The sequence below is a fragment of the Bradyrhizobium sp. genome (assembly GCF_004799405.1).
Taxonomy (GTDB): domain Bacteria; phylum Pseudomonadota; class Alphaproteobacteria; order Rhizobiales; family Xanthobacteraceae; genus Bradyrhizobium.
Genome location: NZ_SSMW01000002.1, coordinates 167,458 through 182,604, shown reverse-complemented (window position 1 = coordinate 182,604; position 15,147 = coordinate 167,458). Strand labels below are relative to the sequence as shown.

The window sequence follows — 15,147 nt, the reverse complement described above, 5'->3', positions numbered from 1 at the left end:
ACTCATTTCGCGTCGTGAAAGATCACCCCGATGGTATGGCGGCGGCCGGAGCGGAGCCGGCTGACGCCATGGCGCAGATTAACCCGGTAGAATCCGCGCGTCCCCTGCATCGGCCTGACATGCACAGCAAAAGCCACCGCGTCGCCCTGCGCGAGCGGAACCACTTCGGGACGCGACTGCATCCGCGGCCGCTGCTCGGTCAGCACGAATTCGCCGCCGGTGAAATCGCGTCCCGGTTGCGACAGCAGGATCGCGACCTGCAGCGGGAACACATGCTCGCCGTAGAGGTCCTGATGCAGGCAGTTGTAGTCGCCGGCGCCGTACTGCAGCAGCAGCGGGGCCGGCCTGACCTGACCAGCGGCATGGCACCGCCTGAGGAACGCATCATGGCTTTTGGGGTAACGGATCTCGATGCCCATGGCCTCGTTCCAGCGATTGGCCACGTTGTAGAGCTGCGCGTACAGCAAGGGGCGCAGTTCCGCGACCAGGTCGGGCAACGGATAGGAGAAATATTTGTACTCGCCGCGCCCGAAGCCGTGGCGTCCCATCACCACGCGGCTGCGGAACTTGCCGTCGTCCGGATAGAGGGCTGACAGCTCGCGGCATTCGTCGGGCGAAAGCAGGCCTTTCAAGACGGCGCAACCCTGCGCATCGAGATCGGCGCTGGCCTGGGTCCAGTCGATGGCTTCGACGCGGTCGGCGATGCCGGAGGGCGCGGGATGAACAATGTGATTGGCTGCAGGTTTCATGCGGTAAGCTTACAGGCGCGACGAGTTCACGCCACCCGATTTCCGGAGAGCCTTGACCTCTTCCGCTTGCGGGGGAGCATAGGCCGCCTCTGGCGGCCGTCCTTGAATAAGAACGCCGAAGCGAAGCTTCGGCTACGGCACTCGCCAGAGCGCGGCGGGTGAGGGGAACTCTCTCCGCTTGCACTGGTGCCGCCGAGAGACCCCCACCCAGCCCTCCCCCGCAAGCGGGAGAGGGAGCAGACTATTGCTGCGGCTAGCCTTCAGCCCAATACCGGCAACTCAATCACGTCATAGGCATGCCTGATCACGCGCTTGAGAACAGGGTCTTCGAGTTCATACTCGAACCGGCTGGCGGGGCGGATGCCGCCCTTCGCCGCGAAGGTGCCGCCGAACATCGCGCAACCGTCGGGCAGTCCTTTGTCGCCGAAGGCGCCCCGCACCAGTTCCGCAACAGCAAGCATGCTGTCGAGCGCGCCTTCCTGGTACAGCACGCGCGCGCCGCCGATCGTTGCAAAGGCACGCAGGATCATCCGGTCCCAGTGATCGATGACTTCTTCAAGTTCCCACAGCACCGGCGCCATCACCTTGTCGCACATCTGCTTCGAAACCGTGATGCTGTAGGTTTCAACCTTGCGATCGGTGTGATCGGAACCGAGGCCGACGAAGATGCGGCCCTGCCAGCCGATCAGGACGAATTCGACCTCGCCGCTGGAATTCCCGCCACTGACTTCGATGCTGTCGTCCGTCGTCAGCCGTCGGGCCGAGACGCGGTAATAGATCGGCGTGGTCGCGGGCCGCGCGATGCCGATCGCCTCCAGCTCGGCGATGTGCTTGTCGCGGGCGACCGGATCGCGGCCGGTCCATCCGGCGATCACGGCCTGATCGATCGCCAGCGTCAGTGGCGTCGTGGTGTCCTGGGCGTCGACGGTGAATGCAAGGTCAAACACGGATGGCGGCCTCCATGCCGGCGGCAAGTTCAAAGATGCGGCGGTCCGATCCGGCCGATGCGGCCAGCATCAGCCCGACCGGCGCTTCGCCTTCGCGATGCGCGGGCAGCGAGATCGCACAACCGTCGAACAGGTTGACCAGCGCGCAATTGCGCAGCGACAGCAGGTTCGCCTTGGTGAAAGCGGCGTCGTCGGCGAGATCAGCGATCCGCGGCGGCGTGTTGGCGGTGGTCGGCATCACCAGCGCGTCATAGGGCGCGGTGCGTCTTTCCATGCGCGCAATCAGCGAGCGCCGCTCGCCGAGTAGATCGATATAATCCGCCGCGCTCATCTTTTCGCCGCGCAGGATACGCACCGACACCCGGGGATCGTAGACGTCTCCCTTGCTGGCGATCAGATAGCGATGCCAGGCATAACTTTCGGCCGCGGCAAAGCCGCCCTTGGCGTTCATCTGTATGACGTCGAGAAATTCCGGCACCGCGATCCGCTCGATCGACGCGCCCTCGCGGGCCAGCGTCTCCAGGGCGCGCTGGAAGGTCTTTGCCACCGTGTCGTCGAGATCGTCGAGCGCCAGCGTGGTCGGCACCGCCAGCCGCATGCCTTTGATGGAGCGCGGCTGCAGCGGAATCAACGGCTCGTCGGCCAGTACGGAATCGAGCACCGCGCAGCACCCGACGGTGCGCGCCAGCGGACCGAAACTGTCGAGCGAAAACGACAGCGGCACGCCGCCGTCAAGCGGGACGCGCCGCTGCGTCGGCTTAAAACCGACGATGCCGTTATAGGCCGCCGGAATCCGGCACGAGCCGCCGGTATCGGTGCCGAGCGCACCGTGTGCCATGCCGTCGGCAACTGACACTGCCGCACCCGACGACGATCCGCCGGGCACATGGCCGACGTTGCGATTCCAGACGCTTTTTGGCGTGCCGAAATGCGGATTGATGCCGATCCCGGAATAGGCGAACTCTGTCATGTTGGTGCGGCCGATCACGATGAAGCCGGCCCGGCGCAGCCGCGCCACCACGGTCGCGTCGGTTTCCGCCGGCGCCGAATCCTCCAGCGCCCGCGAGCCGGCGCGCGTGACCTGTCCCTTGATGTCGAACAGGTCCTTGATCGAAACCGGAATGCCGGCGAACGGCGACGGCGCCGCCCTCACCTCGCGCAGCCGGTCCATGGCTTCGGCGGCCTCGATCGCGGCTTCAGCATCGACATGGATGAACGCCCGCTGGCCCTCGCCCGAGGCATCGGCTATTCTGGCAAGGCACTGATCGACCAACCGGCGGGCGCTGGTGCGGCCGGCTTCGAGGTCGGCGGCCAGCGTCGCGAGCGTCGGAGTATTCTTCACCATCTATTCTCTCCGTCATGGCCGGAACAGGTCCGGGCATGACGACTAAGGGTTGGAATCCTCGATGTCCAGATCGAGCAGCGCCGAACTGAGCGACTTGCCATGCGCGTCGAGCGCCAGCGAGCGCGTCACGCCGCCGCCAAGCGCGTTGGTCATCACGAAATTCAGCGCAGCAATATTGGGCAGTTCGTAGCGGACCACCTCGCCTTCGACGACACCGGCAAAATGCGCTTTCACCCGCGCGCCGGTGACTTGCGCCAGCAGCAGCGGATAATGCTTCGCGTCATAGGCGATCACGGAAATGTTGGAGATGTTGCCCTTGTCGCCGGTGCGGGAATGGGCGATCTCGCGCAGCTTCATGGCGTCAACTCCCCACGAAACGAACCTGCGGCCTGGCGAGATCGCGCGGCAGCAGGACGGAGGCGACCGCGACTACATCGCGCGCCGATTTGAACGCACCGCCGCCGGCCGCCGGACCATTGGTATAGAGCGTTTCGACCTCGTTGCCGATCCTGATCGCCTCGCGCAGATTTTCGGTGCGCCCGGCCACGCGCACGCGCACTTCATAAGGCTCATTGGCGCGGGCAGAGATTTGCGCGCCGTGCAGCGAGTCGACGCCGATCAGTTCGAACCGCAATTCGCTTGCGGCAACACCTGTCAGTTTCAGCCGCTCGCGCACGATCTCCAGCGCCAGCCGTCCCCGCGCCAACGCACCGGGGCCGGCATAGGAAATCTGGCCCTCGCCGATAAAACTGTCGACATAGCCGACCGAGACCTTCAGCGTGTCGGTTCGCCTGGCGCCGCGACCACCGCTGACGCGCACGCGATCGGGCGCGATCTCCTCGACCTTTACTTGCGAAAAATCCGCGACCACGTCGGGCTGGATGTACTGTCTGGGATCGTGCACCTCGTAGAGCAATTGCTCGCGGCAGGTCTGCGCCGTCACGGCACCTCCGGAGCCCGCGACCTTGGTGATGACGAGATCACCGTTCTCGCCGACTTCGCCGATGGGAAAGCCGAGCCGCGCCAGATCGGGGACATCCTTGTAGCCGGGGTCGGCGAAGTAACCACCGGTGATTTGCCCGGCGCATTCCAGCAGATGTCCGGCGACGGTGCCCTGCCCCAGCAGATTCCAGTCATCCATCGCCCAGCCGAAGGCATGGATCATCGGCGCCAGGAACAGTGCCGGATCGGACGCGCGCCCCGTGATGACGACATCGGCGCCTTGCGTCAGCGCCTGCGCCATCGGCTCGGCGCCAAGATAGGCGTTGGCCGAGAGCAGCCGGTTGCCGAATTGCTTGATGGTGCCGTCGAACTCCATGATCGGCAGGTCGCCGTCCTTGCAGGCATCGAGCACGTCGTCGCCGACGATGGCAGCTATTTGCAGCGACGGCAGGCCAAGCGACTTCGCAATCTCGGCGGTCTTGCGGGCTGCGGCGAGCGGATTAGCCGCGCCCATATTGGTGACGATCTTTATGCCTTTCGAGGCGCAGGCCGGCAGCACCGCGCGCATTCGCTCCTCGAGCAGCGGATCGTAGCCGCTGTCGGGATTTTTCATCCGCGCCTGCTGCGCCAGCGCGACGGTACGTTCGCCGAGGCACTCAAATACCAGGTACTGGATGTCACCCTTTTCGGCGAGTTCGATCGCCGGTTCGATGCGATCGCCCGAATAGCCGGCGCCCGATCCTATCCTGATGGTTCGCATCACTTCAGCCCGAAATAGGCGCGCCGCAGCGCTTCGTTGTCGGTCATTTCCGCAACCGTGCCGGAAAAGCGGATGCGCCCGCCTTCGAGCACGAACACCCGTGTCGCGACTTCCAGAAAGCCGATATTCTGCTCGGCAATCAGAAGCGCAAGGCCCCGACCGCGCAAATCGCTGAGGATTCGAATGACTTCCTTGACGAACAGCGGCGACAACCCCGCCGAGGGTTCATCCATCACCAGAAGCCGCGGCTCGGCGGCGAGCGCCTTGGCAATGCCCAGCATCTTGCGCTGGCCGCCGGACAGACTCGACGCCGGCGCGCGGCGCTTGTCGCGCAATGCCGGGAATACGCCATAGAGTTCCTCGACCCGGGCGCCGGAATCGGCGTGGCCAAGCGCCTGGGCGCCGACGCGGATGTTTTCCTCGATCGACAGATCCGGGAATACCGCAAGCTCCGACATGTAGGTCATGCCGAGCCGCATCCGGTCGCTGGAGCGCATCCGCGTCACGTCTTCGCCACCGAGGGTGATCGAGCCACGGCGCGCCTCGATCAGGCCGACCAGCGATTTGAGGAACGTGGTCTTGCCCGCGCCGTTCGCGCCCAGCAGCAGCACCGTCTCGCCGGCGCGCACGTCGAGATCGACGCCCCATAACACCTGCATGGTGCCGTAACCGGCATCGACGCCGGCGGCCTGCAGCAATGGGGCTGCTTCAGGCGGCATGCTCGCCTCCGAGGAACACTTCGATCACCTGTGGCACCTGGACCGCGACCGCAAGCTTGCCTTCGAAAATCTCCTTGCCGGCGTTCATGACGATGACGCGATCGGTGATATGTTCGATGAATCCCATGAGATGCTCGACCACGATGATTGCCATTCCGCCTTGCGCCAGCGCCTTGATGCGCTCGGCGATCCAGTCGAGTTCCGCCGGGTTGAGCCCGGCGGCGAGCTCGTCGAGCAGCAACAGCCGCGGCCGGGTGGCGAGCGCACGAACGAGATCGAGCATCTTCTGCTGGGCGTTGTTCAGATCGGCCGCCGGCCGGTCGGCGACATCAGCGAGCCGGTATTCGTCGAGCAATGCGGCCATCTCTGGCGGCGCCACCGCGGCGCGACCATAGGCCAGGGCCACCGCGATATTCTGCCGTACCGTCAGCGACAAAAATGGTTTCGGAATCTGGAAGGTGCGGTTGATGCCGCGATGGACCAGCCTGTGCGATGCGACCCCGCCGAGCGAGGCGCCGTCGAACGTCACCTCGCCGCCGTCAGGCGCGTAGAGGCCGGAGATGACGTTGATCGCGGTGGTCTTGCCGGAGCCGTTGGGACCCACCAAGCCTAAGATTTCGCCCGGCGCGCAATGAAAGCTCAAACCGTCGAGCGCATGAAAGCCGCCGAAGCGCTTGACGACGTTCGAGACGTTGAGAATGGGTGCCGATTCAGGGGACATGCCAGCCCCTGCGTGTTGCCAGCGAAACGAGGCCGGCGGGGAGAAACAGCACCAGTCCCATGATCAGGAGGCCGTAGATCAACTGGAAATATTGCGGCGTGGTGAAGCCGATCAAATTGTAGATGCCGTAGAGGATGATGACGCCGACGATCGGGCCGGAGATGGTCGCGACGCCGCCAAACAGCGCGAACACAATGGCAAAGATGCTGAAATCGCCGCTGAAGACGTTGTCGGGATAGAATACCGAAACGTACCAGGCATAGACGCCGCCGGCGAGGCCCGCCACCAGCGCCGAGGCCAGCCAGGCGATCACGCGCATCCGCACTACATTGACCCCCGCCATCGAGGCGCTGACGGCATCCTCGCGCACCGCCTGCAAGGCGAGACCAAAACCGGAGTTCTTCAAAAACACCACCGCACCCAGCGTCAGCGCCAGCACGGCGAGGGCCGCCGAATAGGCCAGCGTCGGATTGAAGGTGCCGGTGAGCGAGACGCCGTAGGGCCCGCGCGTGATGTTCTCCAGCGCCGGATTGGCGACGAAGTGCAGCACCGCCAGCGACGCCGCAAGATTGGCGATGGCAAAATAAGCACCCGACAGGCGCAAGAGCGGCGTCAGCAACAGCCCGAGCGCCACGCCCACCAGTCCGGCCGCGAGCACCGCGATCACGGCCGGGGCCTGATAGTGCATCACCAGGATCGCAAAGCCGTAGGCGCCGGCGCCGAAGAAGCCGACATAGCCGAACGGCAGATAGCCGGTGAAACCGTAGATGATGTTGACGCCCTGGGCGAGGATCAGGAAGATCACGAAATTGAACAGCAACAGATGATTTTCGTAGACGCCGGGCAGCACTGCAAACACGGCAAGCAACGGCGCGACGATGAACAGGGTGTGTTTGAAGGCGCTAGGCAACGCGCACCCGCCTTCCCAACAGCCCGCTTGGACGCAGCAGCAGGATGAAAATCAGAAGCACGTATGGCAACAGATCGGCCCATGAACTCAGATAGGTCTGCACCAGCATGTAGCAGACGCCATAAACGACGCCGCCAAGCGCGGTCCCTAGGGGATTGCCAAGCGATCCCAGCACCACGATGGCAAATGACGTGACGGTCGCGTCCGCACCGAATGCCGGCGTCACCGACCCGAACATGAAAGGCGCGAACACGCCGGCGACCGCCGCCAGTCCCAATCCGATGCCAAAGGCCGCGGCGGAGACGCGATCGACATCGATGCCGGTCGCAAATGCCTCGTCGCGCCGCGACATCACGGCACGGGTCAGCGTACCCAGCCGTGTCCGGTACAGATAGACATAGACGAAGGCGATCGCGATCAGGCTGGTGATGGATGCGATCACCCAGGAGGCCGGAAATCCCTGGCCGAAGATCTGGATCGGGCCGCCGCTATCCGGCGTGCCGCCGAACAGTTTTATCTTGATGGTCTGGAACACCGTGCCGAGCGCGCGGCTCTGGATCGAACGCTCGCTGGTGCCGAAGAAAATCGTCGTGACCGCCTCGATCACCTGCGACAGCCCGAAGAACAGGATGATCGACAGCATTTCCGGGTTCACCGAACCCTGCAGCCGCGGCACCAGCACCCAGTACAGCAGCATGCCGACCAGCACGAATAGCACAAAGGCCAGCGGCACCGCAAACAACGGGTCGATGCCGGCAAGCGTCACCACGCCGAAGGCGACGAACGCGCCAAGCATCAGAAAGTCGCCATGCGCAAGATTGACGATGCGCATGACACCGAACACGAGATTGAGGCCGATACCGACCAGACTGAAATACAGGCCGAACAATACGCCGGCGACGAGCGCGTAAATCAGCATCGGCGCCTCACCCCCGGCGTCCGGTTCTCAGCCCGCCATCGCCTCATGGACGCGGATAGACAGGCTTGCCGGTGGCGGTTTCGTGCGGATAGACCGAGATGAACTTGAGGTGACCATCATGGAGTTCAAGCTGCCCCATCGGCGTCAACTCGCCGATCTGGCCGCCCATCTCGTCCAGTGCGAAAGTGCCGTCGAGCGTCTTGAGTTGCCCGGACAGGCTGAACGTCGCGCGGCGCAGTTCCATCTGATCGAGGCTGGTCGCCACCGACAGCGTCTTCTCCAGAATGAGCCCCGTGGTGTATCCGGCCACGGCGTTGAAGCCGAACTCGATCTTGCCGTCGGGGTATTTCTTCTCCCAGGCGGCTCTATAGTCCTTCATGTTCATGCCGAAATTGACCGGATAGTCCAGCTCGGAGGGCGGCACATAGGTGAAGACGTGCTCGAGGCCCTTTTCGCCGACGTTCTTTTCGAGAAGCTCGGTCTCGAGGCCGGCATAGATGCAGAACAGCATCTTGAACTTGACGCCGACGTCGGCCACGTTGCGCAGGAATGCGATGTCGTTCGGCGCGTAGCCGAAATGAATCACCGCGTCGGGGCTGGTGTTGTTGATGTTGTTGATGATCACGGTGTAGTTGGTGGTCTCGGTCGGAATGCCCTGGTCGTAGACGATCTCGATCGGCGCACCGGAATCCTTGACGAATTTGCGGAAGGCGTTGGCCTGCGTTCCGGTAAATTCATTGGTCGAATACAGAATGGCGATCTTCTTGATGCCGAGGCCCGGTCCATCCTGCGAAACGAAATCCGCAACCGGTTTGGGCCAGATCGTCGAAACCGGATCCGCCATCAGTGCGATGTAGGGATTGTCCTTGGAAAAGAAGCTGGCGCCGGTTCCGGTCTGGTCGAACAGGAACATCTTATGGTCGCGCGCGATCGCCACTGCGGGCGCCGTCAGCACCGAACCGGAGTCGGCGACCAACAGGTCGACCTTGTCCTGGGTGATGAGCTGGTTGTAGAGCGTGGAAGCGGTCGCGGTGTTGCTCTGGTCGTCGTAGGAGACCAGCTTGACCGGGATTTTCTTATCGAATGCCTTGACGTAAACCCCGCCATCGGCATTTTTCTGGTCGATCCAGAGCTTGAGCGCGCTGTAAACCGGCATCGAAATCGAGGCGAAGCGCCCGGCCGACGCATAGAGCGTGCCGATCTTGATTTCCGCCGGCGCATCCGCGGCATGGGCCGGCATCGCCAGCGTCAAACCCGCGGCCAGCACCGCACCCGTGATCTTCGACATGTGAAATCCTCCCGATTTTCTTGGTTCTGACGCCAATCTAACGCGGGGGGTGACGGGGATACAAGCGTTACCGCCTCATCCATTATGCGTGTGCCGGAATAGGCGGCATGCGCGCGCTTTGCTGGACCATTGACGGCGGGCAGTCCAATGTCGCATCAAGTTCGCAATAATACCGGAGGGAATGACCGACATGGCCGAGCCCGCGCGCGCGCGACCGAAACCGACACCGGAAACCCAGCATTTCTGGGATGGCACCCAGGCGGGTGAGTTGCGGCTGCAGCGTTGCGACGCCTGCGCCAACGTCTATTTCCCGCCGCGCCCGTTCTGCCCGTCCTGCGCCTCGCGCAAGGTCAGCGTGTTCAAGGCCAGCGGCAAGGGCAAGCTTTACAGCTACGTGATCCATCACCGCCCGGTGCCGGGCTTCACGCCGCCTTACGCCATCGCGGTGGTGGAACTCGACGAAGGTCCGCGGATGATGAGCAACATCGTCGATTGCCCGCAGACGCCCGAGGCGCTCGAACTCGACATGAAGCTGGAAGTCGCGTTCGAGAAGCTCGACGACAAGATCACCCTTCCCCTGTTCCGTCCTGCGAAGGGCTAGCATCATGCGCAGGAATCAAGTCGCCGTGGTTGGTGCTGCCGAAACCACCGAACTCGGCGTTATCCCGAATGTCTCGCAGATCCAGTTGCATGCCGATGCGGCACTCAACGCCATTGCGGACGCCGGATTGAAGCTGTCCGACATCGACGGCTTCGCCACCGCGGTCGAGACCCCGCAGCAGATCGCGCATTATCTCGGGATCACGCCGACCTGGGTCGACGGCACTTCGGTCGGCGGCTGCTCGTTCATGTTGCATGTCCGCCACGCCGCCGCAGCGATCGAGGCCGGGTTGTGCAAGACCGTGCTGATCACGCATGCCGAAAGCGGCAAGTCGAATATCGGCCGCACCCCGCGCATGACCGGTCCCGACAGCCTCAACGGCCAGTTCGAGCTTCCCTATGGCGTCTCGACCCCGGCCAGCATGTTTCCGATACCGGTGCTGCGCTACATGAAGACCCACGGCATCACCCATGAGCAGATCGCGATGGTCGCCGTGGTGCAGCGAGAGTGGGCGGCGAAGAATCCGCGTGCCACCATGAAGGCGCCGATCACGGTCGAGGACGTGCTGAATTCGCGGATGATCGCCTACCCGTTCCGGATCCTGCAATGCTGTCTGGTCACCGACGGCGGCGGCGCGCTGATCCTGACCTCGGCGGAGCGCGCCAAAGATTTCAAGACCAGGCCGGTCTATATTCTCGGCACCGGCGAAAGCGTGGAGACGCCGATGGTCAGTCAGATGAAGACTTTCGATTCCTCGCGCGCCTTCAAGGTTGCGGGGCCGCTCGCGTTCAAGGAAGCCGGCATCACCCACAACGATGTCGATCACCTGATGATCTACGACGCGTTCGCGCACCTGCCGCTCTACGGCCTCGGCGACCTCGGCTTCATGCCGCATGAAGAGACCGGCAAGTTCATCGCCGACGGCAACACGCGGCCCGGCGGCAAGCTGCCGCTCAACACCAATGGCGGCGGCCTCAGCTACATGCATTCGGGCATGTACGGCATGTACGCGCTGCAGGAAAGCGTGCGGCAAATGCGCGGGATCGCACCGGCGCAGGTGCCGGGCGCCAAGATTTCCGTGTGCCACGGCGTCGGCGGCATGTTCGCGGCGAGCGGCACGATTATTTTTACGAACGAGAAGTGAAGGGAGCGCCGCTCCCTCAGCTCCCTCTCCCCGTTCTTCACGGGGAGAGGGTTGGGGTGAGGGGCCCTCTCAACAGCCGGACTCGCGGAGAGTCCCCCTCACCCGAAATTCGCTTCGCGAATTTCGACCTCTCCCCGCAAACGGGGCGAGGTGACCAGGAACGCACGCGGGAGAAACACCATGACCAAGTCACTTCGGGATAAATCCATCATCGTCACTGGCGCCGGGCGCGGCATCGGGCGGGAGATCGCGCTGCTCTGCGCGGCCGAAGGCGCCAAGGTGGTGGTCAACGATCCCGGCGTGGCCGCGGACGGATCGGGGTCGAGCGCGACACCGGCCGAGGAAGTGGTCGAGGAAATCAAAAAGCGCGGCGGCACCGCGGTGGCCAATTTCGAAACCGTGGCGGAAGCGATCCCGGCCAGCAGGATCGTCAAGATGGCGGTCGACAGTTTCGGCAAGCTCGACGGCGTGGTCAACAACGCCGGCATCCTGCGCGACGCGATCTTCCACCGCATGAGCATCGACGCGTTCGAGTCCGTCATCAAGGTCCACCTGATGGGTTCGTTCTATGTGTCGCACGCCGCAGCACGGCTGTTCCGCGAGCAGGAGAGCGGCGCGTTCGTGCATTTCACCTCGACCTCGGGCCTGGTCGGCAACTACGGCCAGGCCAACTACGCCGCGGCGAAGCTCGGCATCGTGGGCTTGTCGAAATCGATCGCGCTCGACATGGAGCGCTTTCACGTCCGCTCCAATTGCGTCTCGCCGTTCGCCTGGAGCCGGCTGATCGGGACCATTCCGACCGAGACCGAAGCCGAGAAAGCGCGGGTGGCGAAAATTCAGCAGATGGGACCGGAGAAGATCGCGCCCGTGGTGGCGTTCCTGCTCAGCGACGCCGCCAAGGATGTCACCGGGCAGATCTTTGCGGTGCGCATGAACGAGATCTTCCTGATGAGCCAGTCGCGCCCGTTGCGCTCGATCCACCGCGCCGAGGGCTGGACCCCGCAGACCCTCGCCGACCACGGCATGCCGGCGCTGAAGTCGTCGTTCTACAAGCTCGACCGCTCCGCGGATATTTTTAATTGGGATGCGATTTGAGAAGCGGCCCCATAACCGGTGTCGTCCCGGCAAACGCCGGGACCCGCAATCCCGGTCGTCTGTTGTCAAAAGAAGGTCTTTGCCACCGCGCCAAAACGCAAGGACACGGCGTATGGGTCCCCGCATGCACGGGGACGACACTCTACCCGCTGTTCCTCAACCCCGCCGAAATGCCGTTGATGGTGATCTGAATCCCGCGCAGCACCGCCTCGTCGGGATTTTCGGCGCGGTTGGCCTTCAATAACTCGACCTGCACGTGGTTGAGCGGATCGAGATACGGAAACCGGTTGCGGATCGAGCGTTCCAGCAGCGGATTGCCTTGCAGCAGCCGCTGCTGCCCCATGATGTCCAGCAGCATGTCGATCGAGGTCTGCCACTCCTGCCGGATGCGCCCGAAGATGCTGTCGCGCAACTTCACGTCGGGTACCAGTTCGGCATAGCGCGAAGCGATTGCGATCGAGCTTTTCGCCAGCACCATGTCCATGTTCGACAGCAGCATGCGGAAAAACGGCCACTCCCGATAAATCTCTTTCAGGAACGGCATGCCCTTGTCGGGATGCGCCGCGACCCATTGTTCCACCGCGCTGCCAAAGCCGTACCAGCCCGGCAGCATCAGGCGGCATTGCGCCCAGCTGAAAACCCAGGGAATGGCTCTGAGGTCCTCGATCTCGCGGGTTTTCTTGCGCGAGGCCGGCCGGCTGCCGATGTTCAGGGTGGCGATTTCGGTGATCACGGTCGAACCCCAGAAATAATCTGCAAAACCTTCGGTTTCGTAGACCAGGCCGCGATAAGCCCTGAACGCCAGCGCCGACAGTTGGTCCATGGCCTTGAGGTATTCGCCCGACGGCGCGCTTTGCCGCGGCAGCAGCAGGCTGGCTTCGAGCGTCGCGGCGGCGAGAATCTCCAGGTTGTTGCGGCCGACTTCGGCGTTGGAATATTTGCTGGAGATGATCTCGCCCTGCTCGGTGATGCGGATCTGGCCGTTCACCGCACCGCCCGGCTGGGCGATGATGGCGTCATAGCTTGGGCCGCCGCCGCGGCCGACCGAACCGCCACGGCCGTGGAACAGCCTCAGGCGAACCCCGTGACGCTCGAACACTTCGACGAGGCCGATCTCGGCCTTGTAGAGTTCCCAGCCCGAGGTGACGAAGCCGCCATCCTTGTTGCTGTCGGAATAGCCGAGCATCACTTCCTGCACGCCGCCGCGGCTGTCCACCAGCTTGCGATAGTCATGCATCGACAATAGCCAGTCCATGATCGCCGAACTCGCCTGCAAGTCCTCGATGGTTTCGAACAGCGGCACGATGTTGAGCGCACTGCGCCCGGAGGGATCGACGAGACCGGCTTCCTTCAAGAGCAGGGCGACCTCCAGCATGTCGGAGACACCCTTGCACATCGAGATGATACATTGGGGGATCGCGTCCTCGCCATAGGCGTGATGCGCCGCGGCGGCCTCATGGAAGATCGCGAGCTCCCCCACGGTCTCGTCGCTGTATTTCACGAAGGCCGAGGTCAGCGGCCGCGGGTCGCGCAGTTCGCTGGTGAGCAGCGCGATCCGCGCATCTTCGCTCAGGGCCAGATAGGAGGAGCCGGGGTTGGCGGAGTCCAGCAGTTCGGCAACGGTGCGTTCGTGCACGGCGGAGTTTTGCCGCATGTCGAGACTGGCGAGATAAAAGCCAAAACAGTCCGCCGCCCGGCGCAACAACCGCAGCCGCCCGCGCGCGATAACTCTGGAATTGTTCGCGATCAGCGAGCGATCGAGAATGTCGAGATCGGCCTTGAACTCCTTCGCGCTGGCATAGGGCGCCGCTTCCCCTACCGGCGGCCGGTTGGTTTCCACCTTGAGCTCGTGCGCGGTGGCGGCGAGCCGCGCATAGATTCCGGATACCGCCAGCCGATAGGGTTCGCCGCTTCGGTGCGGAGAGGTATCGGGCGAGCGCTGCGCCAGCGCGCGCAATTCGTCGGAAACATCGGCAAGGTGTGCGGCGATCGACAACTCGCCGCCCAGCGCGTGCAATTCCTCGAGGTAAAACCGCAACACGCGGCTTGAATGCAGGCGCAGCGTGCCGCGCATCACATCCGCGGTGACGAAGGGATTGCCGTCGCGATCGCCCCCGATCCAGCTTCCCATCTTCAGGAACGACGCCAGCTCGCCCTGCGCGTTGTTGTCTTCCTCGTTCAGCCGGTCCTCGAGCGCGCAATGCAGCCGCGGCACCTCGCGCAGGAAGGTGTAGTCGTAAAACGACAATCCGTTGCCGACCTCGTCGAGCACGGTCAGCTTAGTCCGGCGCAGGAGATTGGTCTGCCACAGCGTCAATACTTCGCGCCGCAACTGTTCGCCGCCTGCAGCACTCTCCTCCGCCGTGAGTTGCACCCGCTCGCGCCGGTCGAGCAGTTCGGCGATCTCCATTTCGCGATCGATGGTGCTCTTGCGGCGCACCTCGGTCGGATGCGCGGTCAGGACCGGGCCGACCAGGGCGCTTGCGAAAAAGCTTCGCAAATCCGCCGCGCTGAAACCGGCCGCGCGGGCGTGCGACAGCGTCAAGGCGAGCGTGCTTGCCTTCGGTGCGCCGGGCTTTCCGCGCATCTGCCGAATGTTGTTCTGGTCCTCGGCGATGTTGGCGAGATGCGAAAAATAGCTGAAGGCTCGGACGATGCGCACGGTATCGCTGGTCGACATACCGTCGAGGATGACTTCAAGCTCGCGCCGCGCCGGTTTGTCGTCATCGCGATGGAACCGGATCGAGGTCTGCCGGATGCGCTCGACCAGGTCGAACACGTCGGCGCCTTCCTGATCGCGCACGGTGTCGCCGAGGATGCGGCCGAGCAGCCGGATGTCTTCGCGAAGCCGGACATCCTCCTCGAGGGCGGCGATCTCTTCGCTGCGATTGCTGCGCGCGTCAGGGTCGGAAGGCATGATCTGGGTCGACATCACTAAGCTCCAGAAACTGCCCGGCCTCTTTCAGTCGCAATTTTTGGAGGCGGATGCAAGATCAAGAAAAAGGCG

Annotated in this window: 14 protein-coding genes; 3 read left to right on the top strand and 11 right to left on the bottom strand. The window is 63.6% G+C overall.

Annotated elements, in window-relative coordinates; all coding sequences use genetic code 11:
- Positions 1-2: 2 nt before the first annotated feature.
- The 10 genes from E7813_RS01075 to E7813_RS01030 all read right to left on the bottom strand — a co-directional run bounded on the left by E7813_RS01075 (position 3) and on the right by E7813_RS01030 (position 9,300).
- The gene (locus tag E7813_RS01075) at positions 3-749 is read right to left on the bottom strand and encodes a 2OG-Fe(II) oxygenase (RefSeq protein ID WP_291569987.1); all 747 of its coding nucleotides are present in this window, start codon (positions 747-749) and stop codon (positions 3-5) included.
- A gap of 260 nt (positions 750-1,009) precedes the next feature.
- Positions 1,010-1,696: a DUF2848 domain-containing protein gene (locus tag E7813_RS01070; protein ID WP_291569986.1), complete on the bottom strand. Its 687-nt coding sequence runs from the start codon at positions 1,694-1,696 to the stop codon at positions 1,010-1,012.
- Positions 1,689-3,038, bottom strand: coding sequence for an amidase (locus E7813_RS01065; protein ID WP_291570074.1), 1,350 nt, complete (start codon positions 3,036-3,038; stop codon positions 1,689-1,691). Before E7813_RS01065 ends, E7813_RS01070 begins: the two co-directional genes overlap by 8 nt.
- A gap of 45 nt (positions 3,039-3,083) precedes the next feature.
- Positions 3,084-3,398, bottom strand: a complete 315-nt coding sequence (locus E7813_RS01060; RefSeq protein ID WP_291569984.1) for a hypothetical protein — start codon at positions 3,396-3,398, stop codon at positions 3,084-3,086.
- A 4-nt stretch (positions 3,399-3,402) separates the two neighbouring features.
- Entirely contained in the window at positions 3,403-4,743 is a 1,341-nt protein-coding gene (locus E7813_RS01055) for an acyclic terpene utilization AtuA family protein (RefSeq protein WP_291569981.1), read from the bottom strand.
- Entirely contained in the window at positions 4,743-5,462 is a 720-nt protein-coding gene (locus E7813_RS01050; protein WP_291569980.1) for an ABC transporter ATP-binding protein, read from the bottom strand. The genes E7813_RS01055 and E7813_RS01050 overlap by 1 nt, the downstream gene beginning before the upstream one ends.
- Positions 5,452-6,183: an ABC transporter ATP-binding protein gene (locus E7813_RS01045; RefSeq protein WP_291569978.1), complete on the bottom strand. Its 732-nt coding sequence runs from the start codon at positions 6,181-6,183 to the stop codon at positions 5,452-5,454. Before E7813_RS01045 ends, E7813_RS01050 begins: the two co-directional genes overlap by 11 nt.
- A complete protein-coding gene (locus E7813_RS01040) occupies positions 6,173-7,093 on the bottom strand; it encodes a branched-chain amino acid ABC transporter permease (RefSeq protein WP_291569976.1) in 921 nt (306 codons plus the stop codon). Before E7813_RS01040 ends, E7813_RS01045 begins: the two co-directional genes overlap by 11 nt.
- Positions 7,086-8,012 carry a branched-chain amino acid ABC transporter permease gene (locus E7813_RS01035; RefSeq protein WP_291569974.1) on the bottom strand — a complete coding sequence of 309 codons (927 nt, stop codon included), beginning with the start codon at positions 8,010-8,012 and terminating at the stop codon, positions 7,086-7,088. Before E7813_RS01035 ends, E7813_RS01040 begins: the two co-directional genes overlap by 8 nt.
- A gap of 43 nt (positions 8,013-8,055) precedes the next feature.
- On the bottom strand, positions 8,056-9,300 hold the full coding sequence (locus E7813_RS01030; RefSeq protein ID WP_291569972.1) for an amino acid ABC transporter substrate-binding protein: 1,245 nt from the start codon (positions 9,298-9,300) through the stop codon (positions 8,056-8,058).
- Between the two features lie 190 nt (positions 9,301-9,490).
- Here E7813_RS01030 and E7813_RS01025 point away from each other — a divergent pair, with 190 nt between their 5' ends.
- From E7813_RS01025 to E7813_RS01015, 3 genes are all read left to right on the top strand, one after another.
- Positions 9,491-9,901 carry a Zn-ribbon domain-containing OB-fold protein gene (locus tag E7813_RS01025; RefSeq protein ID WP_291569970.1) on the top strand — a complete coding sequence of 137 codons (411 nt, stop codon included), beginning with the start codon at positions 9,491-9,493 and terminating at the stop codon, positions 9,899-9,901.
- Between the two features lie 4 nt (positions 9,902-9,905).
- The gene (locus E7813_RS01020; protein ID WP_291569968.1) at positions 9,906-11,045 is read left to right on the top strand and encodes a thiolase; all 1,140 of its coding nucleotides are present in this window, start codon (positions 9,906-9,908) and stop codon (positions 11,043-11,045) included.
- Between the two features lie 180 nt (positions 11,046-11,225).
- Positions 11,226-12,140: an SDR family oxidoreductase gene (locus tag E7813_RS01015; protein ID WP_291569966.1), complete on the top strand. Its 915-nt coding sequence runs from the start codon at positions 11,226-11,228 to the stop codon at positions 12,138-12,140.
- A gap of 142 nt (positions 12,141-12,282) precedes the next feature.
- On the opposite strand, the gene ppc is transcribed toward E7813_RS01015, so the two are convergent.
- Entirely contained in the window at positions 12,283-15,072 is a 2,790-nt protein-coding gene (gene ppc, locus E7813_RS01010) for a phosphoenolpyruvate carboxylase (protein WP_291569964.1), read from the bottom strand.
- Positions 15,073-15,147: the final 75 nt, after the last annotated feature.